The organism is Shouchella sp. JSM 1781072 (assembly GCF_041949915.1).
GTDB lineage: Bacteria > Bacillota > Bacilli > Bacillales > Bacillaceae_D > Shouchella.
The window spans coordinates 495,840-522,397 of record NZ_JBHFQE010000002.1 but is presented as its reverse complement, the minus strand read 5'-3'; the positions used below and the strand labels follow the sequence as shown (position 1 = coordinate 522,397).

Sequence of the window (26,558 nt, the reverse complement as noted above, 5' to 3'; positions counted from 1 at the left end):
GAGGGACAAGCGTAAACGGAACTTTACAAACTTTCTATTCACAATTTGTAGATTTTGCAGGATTCTTTCACCTCGTTGTCATAATGGAAACATTATCCTCTAGTATATAGAATGTACGTTCGTATATACTACAAGCAATTGGAGGGTAAAAGATGAAGGATGAACAGGAAATAGATTTGTTCGATTTTTATCAAGATCTAGATACAAACGACGACATTGTTTTTACCGTGCGGACATTGTTATTAACAAACATGGCTAAAGCTATTCTTCATAAACAATTATGCGATTTAGAGCAAAACGAGAACCTTGCGCCTTCAACATCGACATATCTTAGAAGACTTCAACGTATGATGGCATTATTAAGCAATGATCTCTATTATATGAAGCGTTATTTAAAACAAGAGGGCGTGAAAGTGAGCGACACGCCGATTGAAGCGACGAGAAGCTATATGAACTGGTCATACTGGCATAAAGGAAGAGTAGCGCAAACAGGAGGAACCCCAACACAACTAAAGCAACAAATAAAAGCGCTTATTGCAGACTACTGGAAGCTGACGAAAGAGAGAGAACAAGATGGCGAAAGAAACGGGTTGTCCTTTTGAAGAGGCCTTAAGTATTCCTTTAGAAGAGATCAATGAAGAGTTGTTATGGAATGAAGTGTTAAAAAAAGAGAATGTAAAGGAAGACTAGTCTTAACAAAAAAAGACAATAGCTTTTTAAACTTTGTCCGTGCTATAATGACAAACATCCTTTGTATAAATACAGAATGATTAAGGGAGAGGGAACATGAAGTTAATTGTACGTTTATTACTCGGTATAGTACTTGGTATAATAATAGGACTTGTTGCAAATGAAGATATTGCACGTTTTATGGTGACAATTAGTGATGTAATTGGTAGCTTTATTTTCTTTATGGTGCCGCTTATTATTCTCTTTTTTATTGCCGCTGGAATTGCAAATCTCGGAAAAGGAGGAGGGAAGTTACTCGGGGCGACTATTAGTATTGCGTATGTATCAACGATTTTAGCAGGGATGTTCGCCGTTACAGTAGCGATGATTATCTTTCCTATGATTGGTCTTTCTGGGACTGAAGCAACCGCACCTGAAGGGTTAGATGCTTTGATTGATTTTGAACTTGAACCAATCTTTGGTGTATTGACCGCGCTAGTCTTAGCCTTCGTCCTAGGAATTGGAATTGCGGCGACAGAATCGATAACGTTTAAACGTGTTGTTGATGAAGGACAGAAAATTGTAGAACTTGTGATTCGTAAGGTTATTCTTCCTTTATTGCCTTTTTATATTGCGGGTGTATTGGCAGAAATGGCCTATGAAGGAGCCGTATTCGAAACGTTAAGTGTCTTTGCTATTGTGCTTATCTTAGCCATTAGCATGCACCTGATCTGGCTGATTGTGCAGTATACAATTGCTGGTATTGTCAACGGAGAAAATCCGTTTCGCTTAATGAAAAATATGATTCCGGCTTATGTAACTGCGCTTGGAACGATGAGCAGTGCAGCAACGATTCCGGTAACCGTAAATGCGGTCAAGAAAAATCGTATTAAAGATTCAATCGCAAATTTTGTTGTGCCGCTTTGTGCCAATATTCACCTGTCAGGAAGCACCATTACGATTCTTACAGCTGCAACGGCAGTTATGTATATGATGCCAGGACTTGAATTTCCTGGTTTTATCGGAATGATTCCAGTTATATTAACGCTCGGCATCATTATGATTGCTGCACCAGGTGTTCCAGGAGGAGCAGTAATGGCAGCAGTTGGAATTCTTTCGTCCATGCTCGGATTTAATGAAGCTGCGATTGCGCTTATGATTGCAATTTACCTTGCCCAAGACAGCTTCGGAACAGCCACAAATGTTACAGGGGATGGAGCGATTGCTCTCATTGTAAATGGGGGTAAAAAGGAGTAAGGGCTATAGAACCGTTTAAACAAATGGAACCAAGTAGGGAACCCCCCTCTTGGTTTTTTTATTTGCGCTATACAGAATGTATGTTCTTATGATAGAATATTCATAAAAAAGATAGGTCACCTTAGCCCAACGACATTGTAGAGGAGTCGTACTATGACAGTAGGATTATTGCATCACATTGAACTGTACGTATCAGATTTAAAGAAAAGTACCGAGTTTTGGGGATGGTTATTAGAATCGCTAGGCTATGAGAAGTATCAAGAATGGGACGAGGGGAAGAGCTGGAAGCTTGGTGATACCTATATGGTCTTTGTACAAACGGAAGAAAAGTATCTGGACCCTCCTTATCATCGAAAACGTGTTGGTTTAAATCACCTTGCGTTTCATGCGAAATCAACCGCTCATATTGATGAAATGACCGAGGCATTTAAGCATAAGCAGGTCCCCATTTTATATGAAGCTACGCATCCTTTTGCTGGAGGAGAGGGGTACTATGCAGTGTATGTGGAAGACCCCGACCGAATAAAAGTGGAGCTTGTGGCTCCAGAGAGTAGTGTGTGCAACCATGATAAGTAATGAAGAGAAGGAAAAAAAAGTAGAGAAAGTGATGGCATATAGCGCCTATTTAGCGGCGGGAAGCTATCAGTTTAGCACAGATTTTCGAATCTTTTTTCACGAGTCGAAACAACATCACCCGATATGTCGAAACGTTGAGGGAACAACCGAAGTATGGAACATTGCTGATGAACAGAAACAATTTGCTGGTAAGATCCTTTGGTTTAGTAGCAGTGGGGACATAAGGATTTTCTCAAATACTGAAGTGTTGACTCTTTGTGCAAACAAAGAAAACTATCTTAGAAAAATTGAAAATAATGAGCACTTCTCTTATGATTTTCAGCTGCCAAAGCAACTTTTTAAAGACGATATCAACTTGATCATCAAAGAAGAAGCTATTCCGTTTGTACCAAATGACCAGCAAGATGATGCATTTATACTGAAGACACTCTTTCGAGACTACAAGAACTACTTTTGTTCAGTCATCGAATCTTCTCAATTTACGAAGCAGTCAATGTCTCAGCTATTGCAAACGAGTTCAAATACGGTACACCGCCATGATTTTGAAACAATTATTAACAACATTTATCCTTCGTTATTGGATGAAGCTTTTCCGTTTGTAAAGCTACATGGCGACTTATGGAGCGAGAATCTATTAGTAGAAAAAAACAAGGATAAACGAGTGTTATGGTATATTGACTGGGATGAGTCAGGAGAATACCTCTTCTTTTATGATTTCTACAGATTTATTTGGAATGAACTGGATGTGCATCAAAACCATTCTTACTATGATCAATATATGGACGGAGCATATGATGACTGTTTGAAGGATCTATTCGGGCTGTTCAACCTTGTTTATAAGCCTGAGCTTAAACAATCCTACTTCTATTTATTCTTTCTAAATTTACTTCTAGATGAAACCGGAACCATGACGTACGAAGTAAAACAATTTGAGTTAAATGATTTTTTACGAAAAATAGGCGGGCAGGAAGCATAAAAAAAGATCAGGCAGCATCGCCTGATCTTTTGTAAAACGCTTTATTTATGCTTAAGCGGAATGCTTATAATCTACTTCGACTTCAAGTGGTAGATTGTTCGCACGGTTCTTTTTCGCTTGAATAAAGAATAAAACGACTAACACAATCGCACCAATTACGCCCCCGACCCATGAAATTGGCATTGGTAGATTAAGGCCAATTTGAGCATTTAAAATGTAGGTGATGACCATAACAAGCATAAAGGTTCCTGGAATAAGCGAGACCCAGTAATTCTTGCGCGCAATGTAAAGGTACATCGCACCGACGAACAAAGCAATTACAGCGGTCGCTTGGTTTGCCCAGCTAAAGTAACGCCAGAGAATGTTGAAATCAATCTGCGTCAAAACTACGGAAATCGCAAACAATGGAAGGGCAATCCATAATCGGCTTAGTAATTTCTTCTGCGCAATATTAAAATACTCGGCAATAATCATTCGTGCACTTCTAAATGCAGTGTCTCCAGATGTTATTGGTAGCACAACAACGCCTAGCACAGCAATGGTTCCGCCGATTGCACCAAGTAATAAAGTTGAGACTTCTGTTACGACAGCTCCTGGTCCACCTGCAGCAAGCATTTCGTTTAAGCCTCCGTAACCGTTAACAAGGCTCATCGCGGCTGCTGCCCAAATCATCGCAATAATTCCTTCCGCGATCATCATGCCATAGAAAATCTTTCGGCCTTGGGTTTCGTGTTGCGTTGTACGCGAGATAATAGGCGTTTGCGTCGCATGGAAACCTGATAACGCCCCGCACGTAATGGTAAAGAAGATTAGTGGGAAAATAGGCAAATTGTCAGGATGAAAATTCGTTAAAGATAATTCTGGAATAGGTGCGCCAGTAACGAGCATGCCGATTCCAACACCTAAAGAGCTAACAATAAGAATGGCACCAAAGTATGGATAGAGGCGACCAATGATTTTATCTACTGGTAATAGGGTTGCTAGAATATAATATAAGAATATCACTCCAATAATAATACCAAGTGCAATACGGCCGTCCATTAAAACATGAAGCAAACTAGCGGGTGTGGAAACAAAAACCGTACCTACTAATAGAAGTAATAGAATCGCAAATGCGTTTACAATATGACGCATGGATTTGCCCAAAAACTTGCTAGCTAGTTGGGGAAGATGCGCTCCTTTATTTCGAATGGAAATCATGCCGGTTAAATAATCATGAACCGCACCAGCGAAAATACAACCAACCACGATCCAGATAAAGGCAACAGGGCCATAGAGTGCACCCATAATGGGTCCGAATACAGGTCCGGTGCCAGCAATATTCAAAAGCTGTATTAAAGAGTTCTTTGGTGTGCTCATTGGCAGATAATCGATGTCGTCACGATTGGCATAAGCAGGAGTCGGTCTTGCTGCTTTGACGCCGAAAATCCGTTCAATAATTTTCCCGTAAGTGAAGTAACCAATAATAAGAAGAATGATACCGAGTAAAAATGTATACACCGCATAACCCCCTAGTTGTAAGTTTTATGATAGCGTTTTCATAAGTATATAAAAATATTGTCGAAAAATCTACATATTTTTGATGTTGTTATCTGAAATATGGTTTCAAATAGGCTACATCCATTTTTTTGCTCTCTCCATGTAGATATGTTATTATACTTGTATATACAAGTCGTGTAGGAGGAATAAAAATGGCTCCAACAAATTGGTGGAACAAATCAACGGTTTATCAAATATATCCAAAAAGCTTTAACGATACAACTGGTTCAGGGTTAGGTGATATACAAGGCGTCATACAAAAGCTTGATTATTTAAAGGACTTAGGCATTGATATTATTTGGCTACAGCCATTTTATAAATCGCCACAAAGAGATAATGGTTATGATGTGGCTGATTACAAAAGTGTAAATCCCGATTATGGAACAATGGAAGATATTGACCAACTGATTACTGAATTGAAAGCACGCGACATGCACCTCATGATTGATATTGTGATTAATCATTCATCTACGGAGCATAAATGGTTCCAAGAGGCTATTCAATCAAAAGATAATTCGTATAGAGATTATTATATTTGGAGAGACCCTGCAGACGATGGAGGTGTGCCGAATAACTGGCAATCAAAGTTTGGTGGACCGGCATGGCAGTACGATGAGAACTCAGGTCAATATTATTTAACGTTGTTTGATAAAACACAAGCTGATCTCAATTGGGAAAACCCAGAGGTGCGAGAAGAATTAGCGGACGTTGTGAAATTTTGGGCAGATAAAGGTGTGACCGGTTTACGACTAGATGTCATTAATCTGATATCAAAAGATCAAAATTTCCCGAACGATGAAAAAGGGGACGGCCGAATCTTCTATACCGATGGCCCGAGAGTACACGAGTATCTTAAAGAGCTTTATGCAAAAGTGTTTGGTCCATACAATCTCGTAACAGTAGGAGAGATGTCTTCTACTACACTTGAGCATTGCATTCGTTATTCGAACCCTGATGAAAAAGAACTATCGATGACGTTTAATTTTCATCATTTGAAAGTAGATTATCCGAATGGAGATAAATGGTCCCTCAAGCCATACGATTTTGAAGAGCTAAAACGGTTATGGACAGAGTGGCAAATTGGAATGAATCAAAACAGTGGTTGGAATGCATTATTTTTAAATAATCACGATCAACCGCGGGCAATCTCCCGTTTTGCAGATGATGGGGTATATCGTGAAAAAAGTGCAAAAATGCTCGCCACAACGTTACACGGGTTACAAGGAACCCCTTACGTCTATCAAGGTGAAGAGATTGGTATGCCAAATCCAGTTTGGAATGACATTTCCGAACTAAAAGATATTGAGTCGCTTAACATGTTTGAGATTATGCAGCAAAATGGCAAATCGAAAGAAGAAGCTCTGAAGATTATTCAAGAACGTTCCAGAGATAACGGTCGAGTACCAATGCAGTGGAATCAGTCAAACCACGCTGGTTTTACAGAAGGTGAACCGTGGATAAAAGTTGATGAGCGGTATCCAGAGATAAATGTAGAAGATCAAGTAAACGATGAGGATTCCGTTTTCAATTACTACAAGAAGCTGATTCATCTAAGAAAAGAAGAAGAATTGTTAACGAGCGGAACATTCAAGCGACTTGATGAACAACACCCTGAGCTATTTGCTTACATGCGAGAAGGTGAGCATGAATCGATTGTGGTTGTGTCGAACTTCTCAGCGAAACAAGTGGAGTTTGAGTTACCGGTCGATGTTTCAAGTGTAAAACAAAGCAGAACGCTTATTTCCACTGAATCGGATAACATGTTCGCTCAAACGATAAAAGTACCGCCATATGCTTCGTATATGTGGCATATTACGACTGAGTAAAGTGGAATATGATAAAAAGCCAACCGTTCTCGGTTGGCTTTTGTTCTCAATGAAAACGATGATAGAGATTTGCGACAAGATTCATGAGCCACTTTGGTACTTTAGGAGGGAAATAAGGTTTGTGATAGTGTTTGTAGTAGCCGGCCTTTAAGTCGTCCCATTGATAACATGTTTTCTTTTGAGAAAAACGGGCGATATCAATAATACGAACATTTCCTGCCTTCGTCACGAGCAAGTTATGAAGGTGAATATCGGAAGGATTTAGTCCTTTTTTTCTAGCATGGGATAGGGCTTCATCAACTTGATCAACATACTCTGGCAAAATGGAGATGCCTTCTTGTAAACATTGAAAAAATGTTCTTCCTTCAATGTAATCAATGACTAAATAATTGGAACCACTTTCATAGAGTGTTGGGTAACGATGATCGTCTTTTATTTTTGTGTAGTTCTGTTGCTCGTTCTTGGCTACCGTTTCATAGGGTGGGTAAAACACTTTAATGACACGAGGTTCATGTTTAATTTTGAACGCCATTGCACTTCTACCAACGCCACAAATGGTTAAGTCTGGATGAGCGGTTATCACTTGATAGCCGGATTTTATCTGTTCAAACGCTACAGAATGAGCGTACCACTCATACGCAGGTGCAAGACAAGGCATTATCCTTTCTTCGGTCCTTTTCGTTTTGCGAGTTCTTTCTTTACAAGTGGAACAACGTGTTTTTGTGCTTGTTTTACCCCTTGGCGAACCGCTTGTGACTTAAGAAGTTTCATAAGTTTACTCATATGACATGCTCCTTTAATAGTGGCGGCAAAGGATAGAAAAAAGACCTTTGCCCACCATGAATGGACAAAGGTCTCGCAAGCAACAAACTTCGTTGCCAGTAGTGCCGAGGATTTCTCCTGTAATGACGACAGCTACTTTTATGCTACTCCCCTTTGGGATTACGTTTTCGATGTTTTGTTCAGTATAGTGGTAAGAAGCTGATTCAGCAACAGTTCCCACAACTTCCCACGGGTTCACAGCAATTATCAAGCACCGCTCCGTATTCACTCATAAATTCTTAATAAAACTTTTACATTTGACTTATCTGCGATGCGATTGAGAGGCAAATGATAATCTTGTAGATCAAAGAAAAGGTATAGAGCGTTAAAATCATAAGGAACACTTGTTAATGTCTCTTATGATAAAGGGGAATCTAGTAGACAGTCTGGGAAGTTCTAAGATGAGTAAGCAATTGTTGAATGGACGTTAGTCGTTCAAACTGAAAGGCATCAGAAGTAAATTGGTTTATAGTTTCTTCCGCATACAGGTCGCTCGTCAACTCTGTAAACTTCGAAGTGATTTGCTCGTTTGTCGGAAGTGATGACGGCCAACCTCCTACTGGATGTTCGATTTCTTGAGATAAACACGTGTCGTCCGCTAGCGTGATTTGTAGCTTAGCAGGCCAGTTAGTTGGATAACGTTGATCCAGCTCAGGGTCGACGGTTACGTGAATTTTTTGCATAAGTGATTGGATATCAGAACGTTGAGTGTGTTGTTTTTCAAACTGATTATAGCCGGTGTGTCCAAATACGAATGCTGCTGCTATGCCGTATGGCAAACTAAACTGAGCATCAACTCGATTTTGAGGGGCTCGTTTTTTTTCAATCGGTGAAGCTACTAAAGCTTCACCAGCTGTTAAGACGGTCACATCAATACGACAAATGTCGTTTATTTCAAACAAATGTGCTTCTCGTATGTGTAGCGCAGCATCCATTTGTGCATGCATATACCGACAGCAAGCATGCAGTTTAATATTGGTTTGCATGATTTTATATGGAGATGCGAAATCTTCGGTAAGTTTTTCTGGGTGATAAACCGAGGCATATGCTTGAAAAAAGCCAAATTTCCCTTCGAAAATGGTCGTCGGCCCTTCAAAACCGGATTGAGCCATTTTTGCTGCAATAATGCCATTATGTGCCGACCAGCCTGCGTGAAATTTCTTAGTCCATGCGCCATCTGTGACATATTCCATTGACCCTGAAGCCATACTTCCAGCAATACCAATGGCATGAAGGAGCTCTTCTTTTGTTAATTTCATCAGTTTTCCTGCCGTAATAGTTGCTCCGAATACTCCGCAAATTCCAGTTGGATGAAAGCCACTGTCGTAATTTCCCGAAGGATTTGTTAAGGCATCGCCAACGCGCATCATCATTTCATAACCAGCAACCATGGCTGCGAGGAGTTCTTCAGGTGAGGATTGAAACTCTTCTGCAATAGCTAAAGCGGTCGGAACCATTACTACACCAGGGTGAAGAGAGGATTCACTCGTCACATCGTCGAGCTCAATACTATGAGCAGCAGTACCATTGACGAGAGCGGCATAATGGCTAGGTAGGGAGTCTCGTTTACCGATAACCGTAGAGGAACCGGTGGTGGCAAGAGCTTGAGCGGTGGTCAACATAGAGAGACTGGCTGGTTCCTGCATGCCTTTTAATGTTACTCCGACACAATCAATAAGCAACCTCTTCGTCATTAACAGAACCTCAGACGGTAAATTTTGATACGTGATCTCATAACAAAAATTTGTTAGTGTTCTTGTTTCACTCATTATGTTCCCCCTCTAAGCGTTTACCCATTATTGTAAGCGCTTTATTTTTATGGAACAATCTCTTTTATGCATCATTTTTATGCAAAAAACGAATCAATCTTTCGAATGCAAAAAAGGTATGAAACCTATGCATAATTGTGATTGTTTTCAGATAATTTAGTCGGCTATACTAATCCCAATTCAAAAGATCAAGAGGACGAAATTTTTTTGAATAAATAAGAAAACGCTTTCAATAAGGGGGTTATACAGTGAGGACAGTGCTTGAAACGTTTTGGAGCCAAATGTGGCAATCTCATCGTTCAATAAAAAGGTATTTCTATTTATTTGCGCAGCCTTTAAAGGCGGTAAGTGAAAAGAGGACGCAAGAACATACCGCGGAAGAAGAAGGACCTCCACAACCTGAAGGTCCACCAGCATATACGAAAGGCAAGTGGATGGGTTTATTTCTCGGACCAGCTTTGTTTATCGCCATTTTGCTTTTTTTTCAACCGGATGGCTTATCGTTTGAAGCAAAAGCGGCACTAGCCGTAACCGCTTGGGTAGCATCGTGGTGGGTAACCGAACCAGTTCCATTTCCGGTGGCGGCTCTTTTGCCCATCATCTTAATGCCGTTAACAGGCGCACTTCCAACTGCAACGGTTACATCAGCATACGGAGACGACATTATTTTTCTCTTTATGGGTGGCTTTTTTATTGCAGTAGCGCTAGAAAAATGGAATTTGCACCGTCGACTCGCTTTAATCATTCTTAGCGTAATGGGAACAAAGACAAAGCAATTAATCTTTGGCTTTATGCTGGCGACTGCACTTTTATCAATGTGGATCTCTGCTACCGCAACCGTCATGATGATGGTGCCGATGGGGATGGCGCTTCTTAGTGCAGTCAAGCAAACCAAAACTGAACCATCTCATCAAGAGGATTTCCCGAAATTTGAAAAAGCATTATTGTTTGCGATTGGGTATGCGGGAACAGTTGGTGGAATGGCGACGATTGTAGGAAACCCACCTAACATTATTTTAATCGCGCAGTTACGAAATTTCTTTGACTTGGATATTGGTTTTGGTGTGTGGATGTTATTTGCTGTACCTGTTGTCATCCTTATTCTTGGTGCAACGTGGGTTTATCTATGTTATTTTGCTTTTCGATTAAAGATGAAGCAATTACCTGGCGGGCAAGAAATGATGGTGTCAGAACGCCAAAAGCTTGGAAAGACGAGTTATGAAGAAAAATGGGTCTTAGTAATCTTTCTTTTCACCGCATTTATGTGGATAACCCGTGGCTTCATTTGGAATTCATTTCTGCCAAATTTAACCGATGGTATGATCGCAGTGATCGCAGCAGTCCTTCTCTTTCTTTTACCAGCTGCCAAAATGCGCGGTCGTTTACTGAACTGGGATGATTCAAAAAATATTCCTTGGGGCGTGCTTTTATTATTCGGTGGTGGTCTGGCAATCGCGGCTGGCTTTAAGGAAACTGGCTTATCTGAATGGATTGGCTCGAATCTAACGATGCTTGAAGGTATGCATTTGCTAGTTATTATTGCAGTTTCCACCACGGTTGTTTTAATTTTAACAGAGTTTACATCCAATACGGCAACGGCTACAATCCTTTTACCTGTTATGGCAGCCGTAGCGATCGCACTTGATTTACATCCATTTGCTTTAATGATTTCATGTGTATTTGCAGCAAATGCCTCATTCATGTTGCCTGTTGCGACACCACCGAATGCCATTATATTTGGAACGGGAAAATTGAAAATTGGCGACATGATTAAAGTCGGTTTTGCAATGAATGTGTTTTCATTAATCGTCATTGTACTAGGGACAATGTACGTTATGCCAGTCGTTTGGGATATTGATTTGCATCACTTTGATCACTAATTTGTAGGAGTGAGACAAATGCGTAAAATTGATTACGAAAAAATAGTTGAAGTCGTTCGAGAGGCTTGTCAAAATGCCAATTACGAATTAGAAGAGGATATGGTCGATGCTTTACAAACAGCAAAAGAGAGTGAAGATTCACCAGTAGCAGGAGATGTACTGAAGCAATTGTTGGATAACGCTGCGATTGCAAAAGCAGAACGTCTTCCAATGTGTCAGGATACGGGGACGGTCGTCTGTTTTGTTGAGATGGGGGAAAATTGTACCGTGGTCGGTGGAAATGTCAATCATGCCATTAATCAAGGTGTTCGGGAAGGATATGAAGAAGGCTATTTGCGTCATTCGATCGTCGCGCACCCGCTAACGAGAAAAAAGAATAACGAAATGAATACCCCTGCCATCATCCATTTTGAACATGTTCCTGGAGATCAGCTGCGCATTCAATTAACCGCAAAAGGAGGCGGAGCTGAAAATATGAGTCAACTACGAATGCTTACGCCATCTGCTGGTGTAGAAGGGGTAAAAGCATTTGTTTTAGAAACGGTTAAAGCAGCCGGTCCAAACGCTTGTCCACCTATCATTGTAGGCGTTGGCATTGGAGGGAATTTTGAAAAATGTGCGGTATTAGCAAAAAAATCATTATTTCGATCGATAGGAGAACGAAGTCAGGATCATCAAACAGCGCAACTTGAAGAAGCACTTATAAATGAAATAAACGAACTTGGCATTGGTCCACAAGGGTTAGGCGGAAAAACGACCGCCATTGACGTGAACATTGAGTTAGAAGCCTGTCATATTGCTGCGCTTCCTGTTGCCGTCAATCTCAATTGTCACGCAGTCAGACATCGAACACTTTTATTTTAAAGAGGAGGAGAATGATGAGCGCACCAATCAATATATCTTTGCCTCTCTCAACAGAGAATCAACGAAAGTTAAGAGCAGGAGATCGTGTTTTGTTAACTGGCGTCATGTTCACGGCTCGAGATGCCGCGCATAAAAAGATGGCCGAGGCGTTAAAAGCTGGAGGATCATTACCAATCTCAATTGAAGGGCAGACGCTCTACTATGTTGGTCCTACGCCTGCGAAGCCGGGGTATCCAGTGGGAACGGCGGGTCCAACAACAAGCGAAAGAATGGATGATTATACGCCCTTATTGTTAGAACAAGGTTTAAGAGGGATGATTGGCAAAGGCCATCGAAGCGACGGTGTTGTACAGGCGATAAAGAAGCATAACGCTATTTATTTTGCGGCAACAGGTGGTGCCGGGGCATTACTCGCTAAGTCTATTTTGGAAATGGAACCAGTCGCTTACGTAGATTTAGGACCAGAAGCGATTCATAGTGTAAAAGTTAAAGATTTTCCGGTAATCGTGATTAATGATTCGGAGGGAAATGATTGGTATCAACAGATTAAAGATAACCATGCAAAAATGTAATAGATCCAATGCATAAATCCGATTGCTTACACAATTATCTGACACGTAAAATGATTATAAGGAGGCGTTAGCCATGACCCAATTAATTGATAAACAAGAAGAAGTGAAACAACAATTACGAGAAGATGTTCGATCATTTTGTTCAAATTATTCAAATAGCTACTGGCGCGAATTAGATCGGAAAAGAGAATACCCATATGAATTTGTAAATGAAATGACGCGATTAGGTTATTTATCTGTCCTCATTCCAAAAGAGTACGGTGGAGGTGGACTTGGGATGACTGAAGCAAGCATCATTTTAGAAGAAATTCACCGAGCTGGTGGTCATGCAGCTGGTTGTCACGCACAAATGTATACGATGGGTGCGCTGCTAAAGCACGGAAATGACAGTCAAAAACAAACGTATTTACCTAAAATTGCGGACGGCACCATCCGCTTTCAATCTTTTTCAATTACAGAACCAGAAGCAGGATCGAATACAACAGCGATTCAAACTGAAGCGAAAAAGACCGATTCAGGGTATGTCATTAACGGTCACAAAAACTGGACCAGTCGGATTCTTCAATCAGACTTACTCATGTTATTGGCACGTACCACGCCACTTGATCAAGTAAAAAAGAAGACAGACGGAATTAGTTTATTTTTAATTGATCTTAGAGAGATTCGAAAAGAACAGCCAGATTCACTCATGATTGAACAAGTCGAGACAATGTTTAACTATGCAACAAATAAAGTTTGGTACAAAGATATGCATATCCCTCATGAAGCGCTAATTGGAGAAGAGGGGAAAGGGTTTAAATACGTCCTTGACGGTATGAATGCAGAGCGAATTTTGCTCGCATCAGAGGCGATTGGCGATGGCTATTTCTTTATCGATCAAGCTGTCACATATGCAAGTGAACGAGAAGTGTTTAATAAGAAGATTGGCTCCAATCAAGGGGTGCAGTTTCCAATTGCGAAGGCTTATGCAGAGGTAAGGGCTGCGGATCTAATGCGAAATCAAGCGTGTGCGCAATTCGATTCAAATCAGCCATGCGGAGAGCTTGCGAACACCGCAAAATACCTTTCGAGTGAAGCAAGCTGGGCTGCTGGAAATGCGTGTATTGATACGTTTGGTGGAAACGGTTTCGTAAAAGATTATGATATTGAACGAAAATTTCGGGAGACAAGAATGTATCAAGTCGCGCCAGTCAATAACAATATGATTCTTTCATACATTGGACAGCATGTGTTAAAGATGCCGCGGTCTTATTGATGAACAGCATGGTGCGAAAGCATAAACTCTTTAAACGTTAACGCGGCTTTCGAGAGGTATCCTTGTTTTTTATGAATGAGATAGATAGGACGCTCAATCGTTAATCCTTCGACCTCCACTTTCTGAATGCCGTTTATGGAGGAGACGATCGAATCCGCAATAAATGCAACGCCTTCATTTTCTTTCACAAGGCCAACGATGCTGTTAATTTCTAGACCTTCGTAAACCGTATGAAGGGTTCGGTTTTGAGACGAGAAGGTAGAATCAAGCAATTTCTTTAACTCGGTTCCTGGTGTGTAGGATATAAACGGTTCTGCTTCTAATTCATCCAAGGTAATCGGTTTATTTCGTCTCACAAACGGATGGTTTTCCGACGCAACTAGAACAATTTGATCAGTAAACAACGTTGTATATTCAAGCTCAGGAAACGTTTTATATTGTGTTCCGAAGCCGAAATCAACAGTGTTGGTTAATAAATCTTTAATAATTGTAGGCGCTTTCCCTTCTTGCAATGACAAGGAATAGTCTGGATTTACCTGTTTAAATGCTTTAATCATGCTAGGCATATAGGAGATTCCGAGACTATGTACAAAGGCAATTGAAATGCTGCCCATTGTAGGATCGACAAGCTCTTTTAAGTTTAACTTTGCATGATTCCAGTATTGCATCATCTGTTTTGCATTGAGGAGAAAGGCTCTCCCGTAGCGGTTTAAGACGATTTTACGGTTCTTTCGATCAAACAAGGGGACGCCAAGTTCCTTTTCTAGTGTCAGAATCGAGCGACTTAAAGCAGGTTGAGAGAGTAAAAGTAAGTCTGCAGCTTTCGTCATATTTTCTTCTTCGGCAACAACGATAAAATTTTGTAATTGAGACATATCCATCGTAACAATCTCCTATTCACTGAATCTTCTATACAGAGAATAGCGGTTTATTGATAAGAGTTCAAGGAGCGTGTGTAAATTGATAAATGAAAAAACAATTAAAAAAGGTTGGAATGGTCGATTCTATGGTGATTTTGAAATAGGTGACGTGTACGCTCACCCACTAGGGAAAACCGTGACACAAACAGATAATCAGTGGTTTACGTTATTAACGCAAAATACAAATCCCATTCACTTTGATAATGTTTATGCAAGCAAAACGGAATTTAAGAAAACGCTTGTTGATTCGACGTTTACCGTTGCCCTTGTGACAGGTCAATCGGTTACCGATGTCTCGCAAAATGTGATGGCTAACCTTGGATGGGATGAAATACGTTTGCCTAATCCTGTTTTTGAAGGAGATACAATCTATTCCTATAGTGAGGTACTTGAAAAGCGTGAGTCAAAGTCACGCCCTGAGGTAGGCATCGTCAAAATCAAAACAGTCGGGTACAACCAAGATGGTGTTCCGGTCATCACATTTAAACGAACAATGATGGTGTATAAAGAAGACCATGCGCCGAAAGATACAAACGAACTGTTGCAAAAAGCATTAGATCAATCATCTTCATAATAAAGATTGTTAGGAGGAAGACCAATGCTTCCACTAGAAGGAATAACGGTTGTATCAATTGAACAAGCTGTTGCCGCTCCTTTTGCTTCTCGTCAACTTGCGGATTTAGGAGCCCGAGTCATTAAAGTTGAGCGACCAGGCCGAGGGGATTTTGCAAGAGATTATGATGAAACCGTTAATGGGTTATCCAGTCATTTTACATGGTTAAACCGCTCAAAAGAGTCATTAGCCATTGATCTTAAAGAAGAAGAAAGCAAAGCACTATTGCTCGATATTTTAAAAGATGCAGATGTGTTTATTCAAAATTTAGCTCCTGGCGCAATTGATCGGTTAGGACTAGGAACTGAAGTTGTTAGGGAACGAAATCCTAAATTGATTACAGTATCGATCTCTGGATACGGCGAAAACGGTTCCTATCGAGACAAAAAAGCGTATGATTTGTTAATTCAATGTGAAGCAGGAGCGGTTTCGGTAACAGGTACCGAAGAAACACCGTCAAAAACAGGGATTTCAATTGCCGATATTGCTGCTGGTATGTATACGTATAGTGGCGTATTAACGGCTTTGCTTGCTCGAGGGAAAACAGGAGAAGGTACGCATCTTGAAATTTCCATGCTCGAAGCGCTAGGAGAATGGATGAACTATCCGCTTTATTATGAGGGGATTGGCAACGGCCAGTTGCAGCGAACCGGGGCGAGTCATGCGACGATTTTTCCATATGGACCCTTTCAAACCGCAGATCAAACCGTCTTTTTAGGTATTCAAAATGATCGCGAGTGGGAGCGTTTTTGTTTGCATGTTCTTGAAGACGAAGTGTTAGCGAATAATCCTCGTTATCAGACGAATGCAAAGCGAAACGAAGATAAAGATAAATTAGCGCAAATTATTGATCAGAAGCTGTCGACGTTATCGTCGAAAGCGGTGATCAAGCGTCTAGATGAACAAAAAATTGCCAATGCAAGACTCAATACGATGAGCGAATTTCGGGAACATCCACAGCTTAAAGAAAGAAACCGCTGGCGTGAAGTGGATTCACCAAATGGTCGGGTGCCAACATTGATCCCACCAGTGACAACGCCGCTATTCGATGTAGTGATGAATCCAATCCCAGCTGTAGGAGAGCATACTGAAGCCATTCGAAAAGAATTTTCTGCTCCAGTTGGGAGGTCGTGATGAAGAGTCGTTCGATGCTATTTGTACCAGCAAGTTCAACAAAGATGTTGCAAAAAGGCTTACAATCCAATGCAGATCAAGTCATTTATGATTTAGAGGATTCGATCGCTTTCACGCATAAAGAAGAAGCAAGAGAGCGACTGGCTGTATTTTTAAATGAAAATCAACATGATGAAAAAAAGATTTATATCCGGATAAATGAAAGGGGCTCGGGTGCTTTTGAGGAAGATTTGAAGACAATTAGCTCTCTCTCGGGTATTCATGTGCTCCTTCCAAAAGCCAATCACTCAGACGATATCGAGTATGTGAATGAAACACTCGGCAAAGATCATAATCGTTCCATTGTGCCTATTATTGAAACAGCAAAGGGAATGTGGCATGTGGAACAGATTTCTACGACAAGAAATGTTGAAAAACTTGCCTTTGGTTCACTGGACTATTGTCTTGATCTGAACATTGATCCAAGCCCATCTGGCACGGAACTCCTTTATGCACGTTCAAGAATTGTGCTTGCCTCAAAAATGGCGAGTCTCGCTCCACCTATCGACGGTGTGTATCAAGATATTCAGAACCAAGTAGGGTTTGCCCATGAAGCAGAAGCCGGGAAGCGACTTGGTTTTCAAGGGAAACTGTTGATTCACCCTAACCAAGTGGAGCAAGCGAATCAATGCTTTGCTCCTAGCCTTTCGGAAATTGATGAGGCAAAAACCATTGTGGAAGCATTTAAAGAAAGTGAAACACAAGGAAAAGCTGCGGTCCAAGTCAATGGAAAAATGGTCGATTATCCAGTAGTAAAGCGAGCAGAGCGGTTGCTGCAATTATTCGGGTAAGGAATCAGCAGGAATATGTGTTAGAAATGTAGCGCAAAGAAGAATCTTTATGGATGAATTGGTGTCATTCATAAAGATTCTTTGCGTTGAGATGAGCGAGAAGTACTGCCTAATTCATTTAGACGGCACGTTTAGTTTTCTGTAAAGACAACGAGACGACCAGTGTGAGAATGAAGACCATTCCGACTACCTGCCAAATACCAAAAGTAAGATTTAACCAAAGCACGCTACTGACAACGGCTGTTAAAGGTTCTAATGTGCCTAGCAAGGTGGTTTCTTTTGCTTGTAAGTAATCTAAACTCTTAATAATGAACCAAAACGCAATTGCTGTACCGAAGACAATCGTGAAAAAAAGAATAATGCTTGTAGAGAACGACCAGCTTGATACGTCAACAGCCCAAATGGGGTGAATAAATGACATGGTCACGCCAGCAATAAGCATCGCCCATCCAACAACGACAATGGAAGAGTAGCGAGCTGTTAATCGTCGAGCATAAAGCGTATAAAAAGCGAGTGAAAGTCCCGAGATGATCCCCCATAGAATGGCTGAACCAGGTACGGTTAATTGTGAAAATGAGCCATTCGTCAATAACAAGAGCGTGCCGACGATTGTTAATCCAATTGCAATAAGATCGAACCACTGAAACGACTGTTTTCGTCTTAGAAGTAACCAAAGAATGATATAAACCGGAGCCAAATATTGCAATAACGTAGCGACCGCTGCATTTCCCTCATGAATAGAAGCCATATAAGAGTATTGCACAAGCAACATGCCGAAGAGCGCAAATGCAAATAGTGGCAGCCAATTTGAAAAGGTCAGCCAAATGGCGAAGACCGACTGCCATCCTTTTAAAAAGAGCTGAATGCCAAGTAGCAACAAACCGCTACAGATAAGCCGCGTGGTCACATACCAATTCATGTCAATGTTGGCTGTTTGAAATAAATAATCTGCTGCAGTCCCGCCAATTCCCCAAAAACTAGCTCCAAAAAGGACAAAAAGAATGCCGATCCATCTTTGATTGTTCGTTGTCATTGAATCACCTATACTATAAGAATATGTCCATTTTATATGGTAAACGAAAAAGAAAATACATCATTAACAATAAAAAGTAGCACAAAAGTGAGGGAATAGGATGACGAGAGAGATTGTCCTGAATGGATTAAATGAAGAAGTATTTCCCTTCGTTAACGGAGAGTGGCATCATTCTTTTGAATTGACGAAACTATCAGAAACAACACTCGGGTATATTCCATTACATTGGCACAAAGAATTTCAATTTATGCTCGTAATAACGGGGAGCGTGAATGTTCAAATCTTAGATCAGGATGTAAAATTGAATGAGGGAGAGGGTGCATTTATTCAATCTGGGGTTGTCCATAAAATCTTTGAGCTTCAACCGAGTACAACGTTTATATGCTGGAATACAGGAATGAAGCTACAAGCACATTTACAGCCCTATGTAGACACGCTGTTAGCGAGAAATGATTTCATGTTTATGCTCTTTTCACCAAAATTAATGAACGACCAGATCATTCTTAAAGCGATAAAAGAAAGTTATGATGCTACCCGAACAAAGAAGTTTGGTCATGAATTAGAAATTATGGGCAACTACATGCGTTGTTTATCGTTCATTATTCAGAGGCAAGAAGGAGTGCCGGTAAACAAAGAGGGTTGGTATGATGCGAGAGTGAAGCAGATTCTTGCTTTTATTCACACAAATTACGCTTCAGCGGTAACGTTAGAAGACCTTGCACGTCTTATTCATCTAACGAAAGCTGAAACGATCCGATTGTTTAAACGATATGTAGGTCAAACGCCTTTTCAATATATGAATCATTATCGCTTAGAGAAGAGTCGAATCTTATTAGTGGAAACCGTAAGTACGGTAACAGAGACTGCAATGATATGCGGGTTTTCAAGCGTTAGTTATTACATTTCTCAATTTAAAAGGGCTTATGGATTCACACCAAAACAATACCAGAAAGAGAGGAAGACGAAGCAAACAAAAGAAGCTGTACATGATAGAATAGAAAAAAATGGTAGGACAAGGTGGTGAGCCATGTGGATACACGTTTTCACGTCTATCTCGCAACAATCGTTGGCGCTGCTTGTTGGGGATTAATTGGGTTATTTATCGCACCTTTATACGAAGCTGGGTTTACGCCATGGGATGCTGTAACAATTCGGGCTGTCTTTACGTTTGCGATTTTAATTCTCATTATGCTTGTGGCGAGCCCAAAGCAATTAAAAACTGACTGGCGCGATCATCTATTTTTTGCAAGCGCTGGCGTCATTAGTATCGCATTTTTTAATTATTTTTACTTTGAGGTATTTTCACAATCAAGTTTAGCAATTGCTGTAACGCTCCTGTATACGGGACCGATTTTTGTGACGCTTTTGTCTAGAATCTTTTTTAAAGAAGCGATCACGAGCCGAAAAATAGGGGCTCTAGGTCTAGCAGTCGTTGGCTGTGGCTTCGTTGTAGGTTTCTTTCCGTATGGAGAGCAAGCCATCTCCTTACAGGTCGTGGTGTTTGGTTTGTTATCAGGATTTTTTTATGCTCTTTATAGTATTTTCACAAAACCTGTTACAAAAAAGTATTCCGTCATGACGATTACAACGTATGTCTTTTTCTATACAAGTGTGTTCATGCTCCTTTTTAGTGACACGACGCAGAAAATGGTTTTATTTCAACAGACAGAAGTCTTTGTAAGTGCGCTGCTTCTCGCCCTTATTTCCACTGTAGCAGGTTATTTCTTCTATACATTTGGACTGAAATACTTGGAAGCAAGTAAAGCATCGATACTAGCAACGATGGAGCCACTAGTAGCAGTATTGACGGGTGTCTTGTTTTTAGGTGAGTTCTTGTCTTTTTGGCAAGTTATTGGAATCGTCCTTGTGCTGTATGCGGCAATTTTGGTTGTGGAACGGAAGAAAAAACGCCCTTCTATTCAGCAGGAAATGTGAAGCGAACAGAAGGAGATGGGATGAAGAAGATGTATGCCGATATAACGGACTTTGTTTTTGTTGAATCGACAGTAGAAAAAGCCGACATACTGTTTATTCCAGGTTCTGACCATCCTCCGTTAATGGAGAAAGCAGCTGCTCTTTATCATGGTGGGTTTACACCATATATCCTTATTTCTGGTGGATATAAAGCGGGTTTGAATCAAACAGAGTGCGACTATTTAAAGCAGATTGGCGATGCCTTGCAGATTCCAATAGGATGTATGCTTACGGAGCCATACGCACAACATACGTATGAGAATGCACATTTTTCTCGCGACTACGTCCATAAAGAAAACATCTCGGTGAAAAAAGCCATTATTGTATGCAAAGCAACACATTCTAGGAGGGTGTTGCTTACTTATCAAGCTGTATTTGGTCCCGGTGTTGAGTTCTATGTTGTTCCTTGTGTTGATCGATTCGGGATTGAACGGACGTTCCGAGAGATTAAGAAAATTGGAATGTATGGTAAACAAATTATAAGGTTTTAGAGAATACTTACGAATAAAAACACGTTTAAAGAAACTAGGAAACGGGAAAACTAACTCATCTTAATGAAGAAGGTGTATAAATGGGAGAAGAATCAACAAAGAAGGTTGGCCCTGTATTTTATTGGTCAGTAGGGATTTTAGCAGTCATTATTTTAATTGGAATTATTAGTCCGACCTTCTTAGAATCAACAACGGCATCCATTCAAGCTGCTATATCGTCCACGTTAGGATGGTATTATTTAATTATTGTGACCCTCTTCGTTCTTATATGTTTGTATTTAATTATTAGTCCGTACGGGAAAATTAAATTAGGAAAGCCAGATGAAAAACCAGAGTACAACTATCTTACTTGGTTTGCGTTATTGTTCAGTGCTGGAATGGGGACGGGTCTCTTATTCTGGGGGACAGCTGAACCAATTTCACATTTTGCCTTGAGTTCTCCTACAGTTGAAGAAGGTACAAATCAAGCAGCATTAGAGTCCATGCGGTTTGTCTTTTTCCATTGGGGCATTCACGCTTGGGGGATTTACGCAATGGTTGCCATCAGTCTTGCGTTTTTTAAATTCCGTCGTGAAGCCCCTGGGATGATTAGCGCTACTCTTTCTCCTATTATGAATACAAAAGGGAGTACAGGGAAAGTCATTGATGTGATTGCGATTGTCGCGACGGTTTCAGGTATTGCTACAACGCTTGGGTTTGGTGCCGCTCAAATGAACGGAGGTCTCTCTTATTTATGGGGCGTACCGAATACGTTCTGGGTTCAACTTATTATCATCTTAATTATTACCGTTATCTTTTTAATTTCAGCTTCAACCGGTATTAATAAAGGAATACGGATCTTAAGTAATTCTAATATGATTTTAGCGTTAGTTTTACTATTGTTTTTTATGGTGTTTGGTTCGACGATTTATTCGCTTAACTTATTTACCGATACATTGGGTCGATACATACAACGATTACCGGAAATGAGTTTTCGGATATCACCATTAAATGAAGAAAACCGGACGTGGATTAACGACTGGACCATTTTCTATTGGGCATGGTGGATGGCGTGGTCTCCTTATGTCGGAACGTTTATCGCTCGTGTGTCTCGTGGACGTACGATCCGAGAGTTTACGATTGGTGTCTTACTCGTCCCTTCATTAGTAGGATTCATTTGGTTTGCTTTTCTTGGAGGAACCGCCATTGACTTTGAAATGTCCGGTGTAACAAATTTAGCTCCTTTAGCAACCGAGCAGATGCTTTTCGGTGTACTTGAAGCAATGCCTTTGAGCTTAATTACGTCAGTTTTAGCTATTGTATTAATTGCATTCTTTTTCATCACTTCTGGAGACTCCGCAACCTTTGTGCTTGGGATGCAATCAACGAATGGAACATTGAATCCAAGTACAAAAATTAAGTTTACTTGGGGCATCATGTTATCTGCAATTGCGATTGTGTTGCTCTATTCTGGCGGATTACAAGCATTACAAAATACGATGATTATTGCCGCATTGCCTTTCTCAATCATTATGATTCTCATGGCGTATTCCTTAATCAAAGCGTTAAGCCAGGAAAAAGAAGAGATTGAACAGTCACGTGCGAAGCGAAGACAACGAAAAGAATATCGCATTCAAAAACAACAAATTAATAAAGAAAAACGTAAAGAAAAACGAGAAGTAAATGAACAAAAGAAAGAAGAAAAACGAAACGTCTCTGAACGCAAAAAGCAAGAAAAGCGTGACGTGAAAAAAGCAATCATAGAAGATGCGCCTGAAGAACGAGAGTCACCAACGAAAAAAGACGATTAATTCGAAGCCACACGACCAAATGGGAGTGTGGTTTTTTTATTGCGCATAATCAAGTCCTTTTTTGTGAAAATTATCCTTTATAGAGAGGGAGCGTCGTATGCAAACATTAGCAGAAATAGAGCACTTTTTTCTTCAAGAACTGCATAATGCCAAAGATGTAGTCATCCAACCTTTTATGTATCAAAAACAAAATGGTTTAGTGATTTATTTGGATTCGTTAGTGGATGAGAAGTGGTTAGAACGGGCTTTATTTGATTCAATGATGAAAACGAAAGACCAACATGTGCCATTAAAAGAAAATATAACGGCGCTTACTGTTGAGGAATTTAAGAGCGCTGAAGAATGTCTCCCGTTCTGCTGGATCGGATACGGAATTGTTGTAGTTGAATCAAATCCATTACAATTCTTGGCTTTGAAAACACCATTAACACGAACGCGTGCAATTGAAGAACCGTTTAATGAGCGGGCATTAAGAGGCGCTCATGAGGGATTTATAGAAGATTTAACGATAAACATTAGCATGGTACGGAAGACAGCTCGTGTAGAAGGGCTAGTCATTCATACTGAAATTGTTGGGCAGTCGTTAAAAAAAGAAGTCGCCATGATGTACATAGATGGGAAAGCAGATACCGCAATTGTAAAGAACATAGAGAATAAATTGAAAGCAATCGATGAGGATTTAATCAGCTCTCCAGGAACCCTTAATGAGCTTTTACAAGAGTCAAAGAAATCGGTTTTCCCACAAATTCTTTATACAGAACGGCCTGATACGGTTGTTGGAAACTTGATGGAGGGGCGGATTGTTTTGTTTATAGAAGGCAATCCGACAGCCTTAATCCTGCCAGTATCGTTTTTTAGTTTTATGCAGTCAGTAGACGATTACAACGTTCATTTTGTATTAGGAAGTTTTTTACGTGTTATTCGTATGATTGCCCTCTTCATCTCTATATTGCTGCCATCGCTGTATATTTCACTCGTTGCGTTTCACTTTGAGGTTATCCCTCAGCCATTAATTATATCTGTAAAAAGTTCGCTTCAAAATATTCCGTATCCGCCACTTATTGAAGCGTTAATTATGGAATTTACGATCGAGCTGATTCGAGAGGCGGGTCTGAGGTTACCAGCGCCAATAGGTCAAACCATTGGAATTGTTGGAGGGTTAGTCATCGGTGAAGCGGTTGTGAATGCCGGCTTAGTTTCAAATATCATGATTATCGTCGTGGCAGTAACAGCAATTTCGTCCTTTGTCATCCCAAGTCCAGAGATGGGTTCAATTATAAGGTTGTCTCGATTTCCTTTAATGCTAGCAGCCGCAACGTTCGGATTAATCGGAGTCGTACTGTCATTTTTTGTTATTTTGATGCACTTAATAAAGTTAGAATCTTTTGGTACTCCTTACTTATCCCCTATCGCACCGTTTAATCGAAAAGGGATAAAAGATGCCATCGTCCGATTTCCAACATGGCTCATTCAGCGTCATACATTTACGTCTTCTACTAAGCCATTGAATGGAGATCAAAAAAGATAGGAAAGGATTCTGTGTATGGAGCCACCAGCATCTACATTAGGAAGGACACAGCTATTTTGGTTTTTCGTTCACGCACAAATTGGCGTAGGCGTGTTCTCTTTACCTAATCATATTTATCACTATGCACAATCAGATGGTTGGTTATCGTTACTTCTGGCAGGTGTGATTGTTCAAATAGTCATTTATTTGCTTTATCTCCTTCACAAACGTTATCCGCACGATTCCATCTTTGCGATTTGTGAAAAAGTCTTTGGGAAATGGATTGGGAAGGTTTTTATTGCGTTATTAATCGTTTATTTTTTCATGTTGGCGGGTCTTGTATTAAAAGGATTTACTCAGCTTATTGCTATTTGGATTTTGACCAAAACACCAGAATCCATTTTTATGATTCTTTTTCTTGCAGCATGTTTACCGATGTTATTTTCGAGTCTTAAAAATATTGGCCGTATGCTTGTCTTGACCGCTCCAATCGTTTTAACAATTCCAGTTGTTGCAGGTTATGCCTTTATCTATGGGGACTATCTTCATTTATTACCTATTGGCGTTGCGGATATGTCGGGCATTACAAAAGGTTTATTTGCTTCAATGTTTGCGATTAATGGATTTATTGTTGTATCGGTTGTTCTCCCGCATGTTGATGGTTCTCCAAAACAAAAATTTAAAGTCTTATCGGCAGCGCACTGGAGCGTCACCTTCATCTACGTTATTGTCTTGATGACCTCTTTTCTAACATTTAGTCACGGAGAAATGAAACTTTTGCCCGAACCCTTTTTATACATGATCAAGTCGTTTTCTCTAACGATTATTGAGCGATTAGACTTAATCTTTCTGTCATTTTGGTCCATAAGCATAATTACGACCTACGTAATTTTTATTTATTGTGGTGCCATTGGAATGATGCGGCTCTTTCGCACATCTCGGTACCATCTCGTTGTACTTGTACTCGTTTTGCTCACAGCAGTCATTAAATTTTTGCCAACAACAATTAACGAGTTTAGTGAGTTGGTTTCCTATATTAATAAACCTAGCGCCTATCTAACTTTTTTGCTCCCGGTAGTGTTGGTTCTTTTATCGATTGGGAAGAAAAAGGAGGCGAAATTATGAGGAAATGGGGGTTGATTTTACTTACACTAATCTTATTATCTGGCTGTTGGGATGAGCGGTTGGTAAAAGATATTAACCTTATCTATTCTCAAGCGCTTGATAAGACCGATGAAGAATTAATTGAGACAACGATTGTAACAATTGGTGGAGCTCCTAATGAAAGTGGAGCTCAAACAGCAAGTTCACAAGAGCCGGCAATTATTTCTGCCGTAGGGAATACACCTAGAGACAGTCGCATGAACTTAGATCGAAAAGTATCTGGCGAGCTTTATGCATCTAAAAACCGCGTCACGTTATTAAGCCAAGCATTAGCTGAAGAAAATATTTACTCTTTACTTGATGTCCACTATCGATCGCCTTTATCAACAACAAACGCGCGCATTGCTGTAGTAAAAGGCGATGCCAAACGAGCGCTTTATGTAAAAACTGCTGAAACCCCATTGATTAGTGATTACTTAGGGGATTTATTAGTAGGTTCAGAAGCAGTGGATGCGATTCCGAAAGCTTCGATGGAGAATGTGCTAAGCGCCCTTTTCGACAACGGTATAGATTTCGTATTACCTTTATTGCACACCATTGATCATGAGAATGTCGCGCTAGAAGGCTTGGCGCTCTTTGATAATGATCATATGACTGGGCAAATGAACGCAGATCAAACCTTGCGATTAATGTTAATGGATCGTGAGCGATTAAAGCCTCAGCGCCTTAATATTAGAGTAACCGATAACGAAGAGAATCGAGTGCATAACTATGTCACAGTTGATGTAGAAGAAAAGAATAGAGAACTTACCGTGACAAAAGAAGCTTCTAAACAATTTAAAGCTCATATTGATGTGGCGTTAACCTTGAACGTTGTTGAATATCCTAGAGATACGCTTTACATCGAAGAGCACGTAACAAAGTTGAATGATGAAATAAACAACAAGTTACAGAAAGAATCAGAAGAAGTACTCCGTATTATTCAAGAAGCCAACTGTGACTATTATGGAATTGGAAAACAGATAAGGGCCTTCTATTATGACGATTGGCAGGGTATGAACTGGGAAGAAGCGTATTCCACAACGCCGTTAACAGTAACGATAAATACAGAAGTGATTTATCACGGGATTGTGAATTAAAGAGGTTTGATAAAAGAA

Annotated in this window: 25 protein-coding genes; 19 read left to right on the top strand and 6 right to left on the bottom strand. The window is 40.3% G+C overall.

Translation table 11 applies throughout. From position 1 onward, the window contains the following. The first annotated feature begins 152 nt into the window (after positions 1-152). The 4 genes from ACE1TH_RS12180 to ACE1TH_RS12165 all read left to right on the top strand — a co-directional run bounded on the left by ACE1TH_RS12180 (position 153) and on the right by ACE1TH_RS12165 (position 3,478). Positions 153-602: a YhjD family protein gene (locus ACE1TH_RS12180; RefSeq protein WP_375079128.1), complete on the top strand. Its 450-nt coding sequence runs from the start codon at positions 153-155 to the stop codon at positions 600-602. A 184-nt stretch (positions 603-786) separates the two neighbouring features. Next, positions 787-1,926, top strand: coding sequence for a dicarboxylate/amino acid:cation symporter (locus tag ACE1TH_RS12175; protein ID WP_375079127.1), 1,140 nt, complete (start codon positions 787-789; stop codon positions 1,924-1,926). 153 nt (positions 1,927-2,079) lie between these two features. Further along, positions 2,080-2,502 carry a VOC family protein gene (locus tag ACE1TH_RS12170; RefSeq protein ID WP_099302923.1) on the top strand — a complete coding sequence of 141 codons (423 nt, stop codon included), beginning with the start codon at positions 2,080-2,082 and terminating at the stop codon, positions 2,500-2,502. Then, positions 2,492-3,478: a phosphotransferase gene (locus tag ACE1TH_RS12165; RefSeq protein ID WP_375079126.1), complete on the top strand. Its 987-nt coding sequence runs from the start codon at positions 2,492-2,494 to the stop codon at positions 3,476-3,478. The genes ACE1TH_RS12170 and ACE1TH_RS12165 overlap by 11 nt, the downstream gene beginning before the upstream one ends. 51 nt (positions 3,479-3,529) lie before the next feature. Here the strand turns inward: ACE1TH_RS12165 and ACE1TH_RS12160 are convergent, their stop codons facing one another. Then, positions 3,530-4,978: a carbon starvation CstA family protein gene (locus ACE1TH_RS12160; RefSeq protein ID WP_099302919.1), complete on the bottom strand. Its 1,449-nt coding sequence runs from the start codon at positions 4,976-4,978 to the stop codon at positions 3,530-3,532. Between the two features lie 191 nt (positions 4,979-5,169). Between ACE1TH_RS12160 and treC the strand changes: the two genes are divergently transcribed. Further along, on the top strand, positions 5,170-6,843 hold the full coding sequence (gene treC / locus ACE1TH_RS12155) for an alpha,alpha-phosphotrehalase (RefSeq protein ID WP_375079125.1): 1,674 nt from the start codon (positions 5,170-5,172) through the stop codon (positions 6,841-6,843). A 46-nt stretch (positions 6,844-6,889) separates the two neighbouring features. Here the strand turns inward: treC and ACE1TH_RS12150 are convergent, their stop codons facing one another. The 3 genes from ACE1TH_RS12150 to ACE1TH_RS12140 form a co-directional block, all read right to left on the bottom strand. Then, complete coding sequence (locus tag ACE1TH_RS12150) at positions 6,890-7,501, bottom strand: serine/threonine protein kinase (protein WP_099302915.1); 612 nt, start codon at positions 7,499-7,501, stop codon at positions 6,890-6,892. Further along, positions 7,501-7,626, bottom strand: coding sequence for a hypothetical protein (locus tag ACE1TH_RS12145; protein ID WP_255224517.1), 126 nt, complete (start codon positions 7,624-7,626; stop codon positions 7,501-7,503). The genes ACE1TH_RS12150 and ACE1TH_RS12145 overlap by 1 nt, the downstream gene beginning before the upstream one ends. A 413-nt stretch (positions 7,627-8,039) precedes the next feature. Continuing rightward, a complete protein-coding gene (locus ACE1TH_RS12140) occupies positions 8,040-9,434 on the bottom strand; it encodes an MmgE/PrpD family protein (protein ID WP_099302913.1) in 1,395 nt (464 codons plus the stop codon). A gap of 248 nt (positions 9,435-9,682) precedes the next feature. Here ACE1TH_RS12140 and ACE1TH_RS12135 point away from each other — a divergent pair, with 248 nt between their 5' ends. The 4 genes from ACE1TH_RS12135 to ACE1TH_RS12120 all read left to right on the top strand — a co-directional run bounded on the left by ACE1TH_RS12135 (position 9,683) and on the right by ACE1TH_RS12120 (position 14,005). Continuing rightward, on the top strand, positions 9,683-11,314 hold the full coding sequence (locus ACE1TH_RS12135) for an SLC13 family permease (RefSeq protein ID WP_099302911.1): 1,632 nt from the start codon (positions 9,683-9,685) through the stop codon (positions 11,312-11,314). Between the two features lie 18 nt (positions 11,315-11,332). Beyond that, positions 11,333-12,178, top strand: coding sequence for a fumarate hydratase (locus tag ACE1TH_RS12130; RefSeq protein WP_099302909.1), 846 nt, complete (start codon positions 11,333-11,335; stop codon positions 12,176-12,178). An 11-nt stretch (positions 12,179-12,189) separates the two neighbouring features. Next, positions 12,190-12,750, top strand: coding sequence for a Fe-S-containing hydro-lyase (locus ACE1TH_RS12125; protein WP_369682425.1), 561 nt, complete (start codon positions 12,190-12,192; stop codon positions 12,748-12,750). A gap of 73 nt (positions 12,751-12,823) precedes the next feature. Further along, entirely contained in the window at positions 12,824-14,005 is a 1,182-nt protein-coding gene (locus ACE1TH_RS12120; RefSeq protein ID WP_099302905.1) for an acyl-CoA dehydrogenase family protein, read from the top strand. On the opposite strand, the gene ACE1TH_RS12115 is transcribed toward ACE1TH_RS12120, so the two are convergent. Further along, positions 13,999-14,886, bottom strand: coding sequence for a LysR family transcriptional regulator (locus tag ACE1TH_RS12115; protein WP_255224519.1), 888 nt, complete (start codon positions 14,884-14,886; stop codon positions 13,999-14,001). The two genes, ACE1TH_RS12120 and ACE1TH_RS12115, sit on opposite strands and share 7 nt — an antisense overlap. Positions 14,887-14,965: 79 nt before the next feature. Between ACE1TH_RS12115 and ACE1TH_RS12110 the strand changes: the two genes are divergently transcribed. From ACE1TH_RS12110 to ACE1TH_RS12100, 3 genes are read left to right on the top strand one after another with little or no spacing between them, the layout of a single operon-like run. After that, positions 14,966-15,499 (top strand): MaoC family dehydratase, encoded by a 534-nt coding sequence (locus ACE1TH_RS12110; RefSeq protein ID WP_218014792.1) that lies wholly within the window; start codon positions 14,966-14,968, stop codon positions 15,497-15,499. A gap of 24 nt (positions 15,500-15,523) precedes the next feature. Continuing rightward, a complete protein-coding gene (locus ACE1TH_RS12105) occupies positions 15,524-16,672 on the top strand; it encodes a CaiB/BaiF CoA transferase family protein (protein WP_099302901.1) in 1,149 nt (382 codons plus the stop codon). After that, positions 16,672-17,502 carry an HpcH/HpaI aldolase/citrate lyase family protein gene (locus tag ACE1TH_RS12100; protein ID WP_375079124.1) on the top strand — a complete coding sequence of 277 codons (831 nt, stop codon included), beginning with the start codon at positions 16,672-16,674 and terminating at the stop codon, positions 17,500-17,502. The genes ACE1TH_RS12105 and ACE1TH_RS12100 overlap by 1 nt, the downstream gene beginning before the upstream one ends. A gap of 118 nt (positions 17,503-17,620) precedes the next feature. On the opposite strand, the gene ACE1TH_RS12095 is transcribed toward ACE1TH_RS12100, so the two are convergent. Further along, positions 17,621-18,535, bottom strand: coding sequence for an EamA family transporter (locus ACE1TH_RS12095; RefSeq protein ID WP_375079123.1), 915 nt, complete (start codon positions 18,533-18,535; stop codon positions 17,621-17,623). A 100-nt stretch (positions 18,536-18,635) separates the two neighbouring features. On the opposite strand from ACE1TH_RS12095, the gene ACE1TH_RS12090 reads away from it, so the two are divergent. From ACE1TH_RS12090 to ACE1TH_RS12060, 7 genes are all read left to right on the top strand, one after another. Next, positions 18,636-19,559 (top strand): helix-turn-helix domain-containing protein, encoded by a 924-nt coding sequence (locus ACE1TH_RS12090; RefSeq protein WP_375079122.1) that lies wholly within the window; start codon positions 18,636-18,638, stop codon positions 19,557-19,559. Positions 19,560-19,564: 5 nt separating this feature from the next. Then, complete coding sequence (locus ACE1TH_RS12085; protein ID WP_099302893.1) at positions 19,565-20,470, top strand: DMT family transporter; 906 nt, start codon at positions 19,565-19,567, stop codon at positions 20,468-20,470. A gap of 20 nt (positions 20,471-20,490) precedes the next feature. Further along, positions 20,491-21,000: a YdcF family protein gene (locus ACE1TH_RS12080; RefSeq protein WP_255224521.1), complete on the top strand. Its 510-nt coding sequence runs from the start codon at positions 20,491-20,493 to the stop codon at positions 20,998-21,000. An 80-nt stretch (positions 21,001-21,080) separates the two neighbouring features. Continuing rightward, a complete protein-coding gene (locus ACE1TH_RS12075; RefSeq protein ID WP_099302889.1) occupies positions 21,081-22,790 on the top strand; it encodes a BCCT family transporter in 1,710 nt (569 codons plus the stop codon). 97 nt (positions 22,791-22,887) lie between these two features. Continuing rightward, positions 22,888-24,318, top strand: coding sequence for a spore germination protein (locus tag ACE1TH_RS12070; protein ID WP_375079121.1), 1,431 nt, complete (start codon positions 22,888-22,890; stop codon positions 24,316-24,318). 15 nt (positions 24,319-24,333) lie between these two features. Continuing rightward, positions 24,334-25,422 carry a GerAB/ArcD/ProY family transporter gene (locus tag ACE1TH_RS12065; RefSeq protein ID WP_099302885.1) on the top strand — a complete coding sequence of 363 codons (1,089 nt, stop codon included), beginning with the start codon at positions 24,334-24,336 and terminating at the stop codon, positions 25,420-25,422. After that, a complete protein-coding gene (locus ACE1TH_RS12060; RefSeq protein WP_099302883.1) occupies positions 25,419-26,540 on the top strand; it encodes a Ger(x)C family spore germination protein in 1,122 nt (373 codons plus the stop codon). Before ACE1TH_RS12065 ends, ACE1TH_RS12060 begins: the two co-directional genes overlap by 4 nt. Positions 26,541-26,558: the final 18 nt, after the last annotated feature.

Coding starts and splice junctions, on each gene's coding strand:
- ACE1TH_RS12100 (WP_375079124.1), top strand. CDS start 16,672: ATGAAGAGTCGTTCGATGCTATTTGTACCAGCAAGTTCAACAAAGATG.
- ACE1TH_RS12090 (WP_375079122.1), top strand. CDS start 18,636: ATGACGAGAGAGATTGTCCTGAATGGATTAAATGAAGAAGTATTTCCC.
- ACE1TH_RS12165 (WP_375079126.1), top strand. CDS start 2,492: ATGATAAGTAATGAAGAGAAGGAAAAAAAAGTAGAGAAAGTGATGGCA.
- ACE1TH_RS12095 (WP_375079123.1), bottom strand. CDS start 18,535: ATGACAACGAACAATCAAAGATGGATCGGCATTCTTTTTGTCCTTTTT.
- ACE1TH_RS12075 (WP_099302889.1), top strand. CDS start 21,081: ATGGGAGAAGAATCAACAAAGAAGGTTGGCCCTGTATTTTATTGGTCA.
- ACE1TH_RS12180 (WP_375079128.1), top strand. CDS start 153: ATGAAGGATGAACAGGAAATAGATTTGTTCGATTTTTATCAAGATCTA.
- ACE1TH_RS12080 (WP_255224521.1), top strand. CDS start 20,491: ATGAAGAAGATGTATGCCGATATAACGGACTTTGTTTTTGTTGAATCG.
- ACE1TH_RS12060 (WP_099302883.1), top strand. CDS start 25,419: ATGAGGAAATGGGGGTTGATTTTACTTACACTAATCTTATTATCTGGC.
- ACE1TH_RS12120 (WP_099302905.1), top strand. CDS start 12,824: ATGACCCAATTAATTGATAAACAAGAAGAAGTGAAACAACAATTACGA.
- ACE1TH_RS12105 (WP_099302901.1), top strand. CDS start 15,524: ATGCTTCCACTAGAAGGAATAACGGTTGTATCAATTGAACAAGCTGTT.
- ACE1TH_RS12175 (WP_375079127.1), top strand. CDS start 787: ATGAAGTTAATTGTACGTTTATTACTCGGTATAGTACTTGGTATAATA.
- ACE1TH_RS12070 (WP_375079121.1), top strand. CDS start 22,888: ATGCAAACATTAGCAGAAATAGAGCACTTTTTTCTTCAAGAACTGCAT.
- ACE1TH_RS12145 (WP_255224517.1), bottom strand. CDS start 7,626: ATGAGTAAACTTATGAAACTTCTTAAGTCACAAGCGGTTCGCCAAGGG.
- ACE1TH_RS12115 (WP_255224519.1), bottom strand. CDS start 14,886: ATGGATATGTCTCAATTACAAAATTTTATCGTTGTTGCCGAAGAAGAA.
- treC (WP_375079125.1), top strand. CDS start 5,170: ATGGCTCCAACAAATTGGTGGAACAAATCAACGGTTTATCAAATATAT.
- ACE1TH_RS12140 (WP_099302913.1), bottom strand. CDS start 9,434: ATGAGTGAAACAAGAACACTAACAAATTTTTGTTATGAGATCACGTAT.
- ACE1TH_RS12150 (WP_099302915.1), bottom strand. CDS start 7,501: ATGCCTTGTCTTGCACCTGCGTATGAGTGGTACGCTCATTCTGTAGCG.
- ACE1TH_RS12065 (WP_099302885.1), top strand. CDS start 24,334: ATGGAGCCACCAGCATCTACATTAGGAAGGACACAGCTATTTTGGTTT.
- ACE1TH_RS12125 (WP_369682425.1), top strand. CDS start 12,190: ATGATGAGCGCACCAATCAATATATCTTTGCCTCTCTCAACAGAGAAT.
- ACE1TH_RS12130 (WP_099302909.1), top strand. CDS start 11,333: ATGCGTAAAATTGATTACGAAAAAATAGTTGAAGTCGTTCGAGAGGCT.
- ACE1TH_RS12170 (WP_099302923.1), top strand. CDS start 2,080: ATGACAGTAGGATTATTGCATCACATTGAACTGTACGTATCAGATTTA.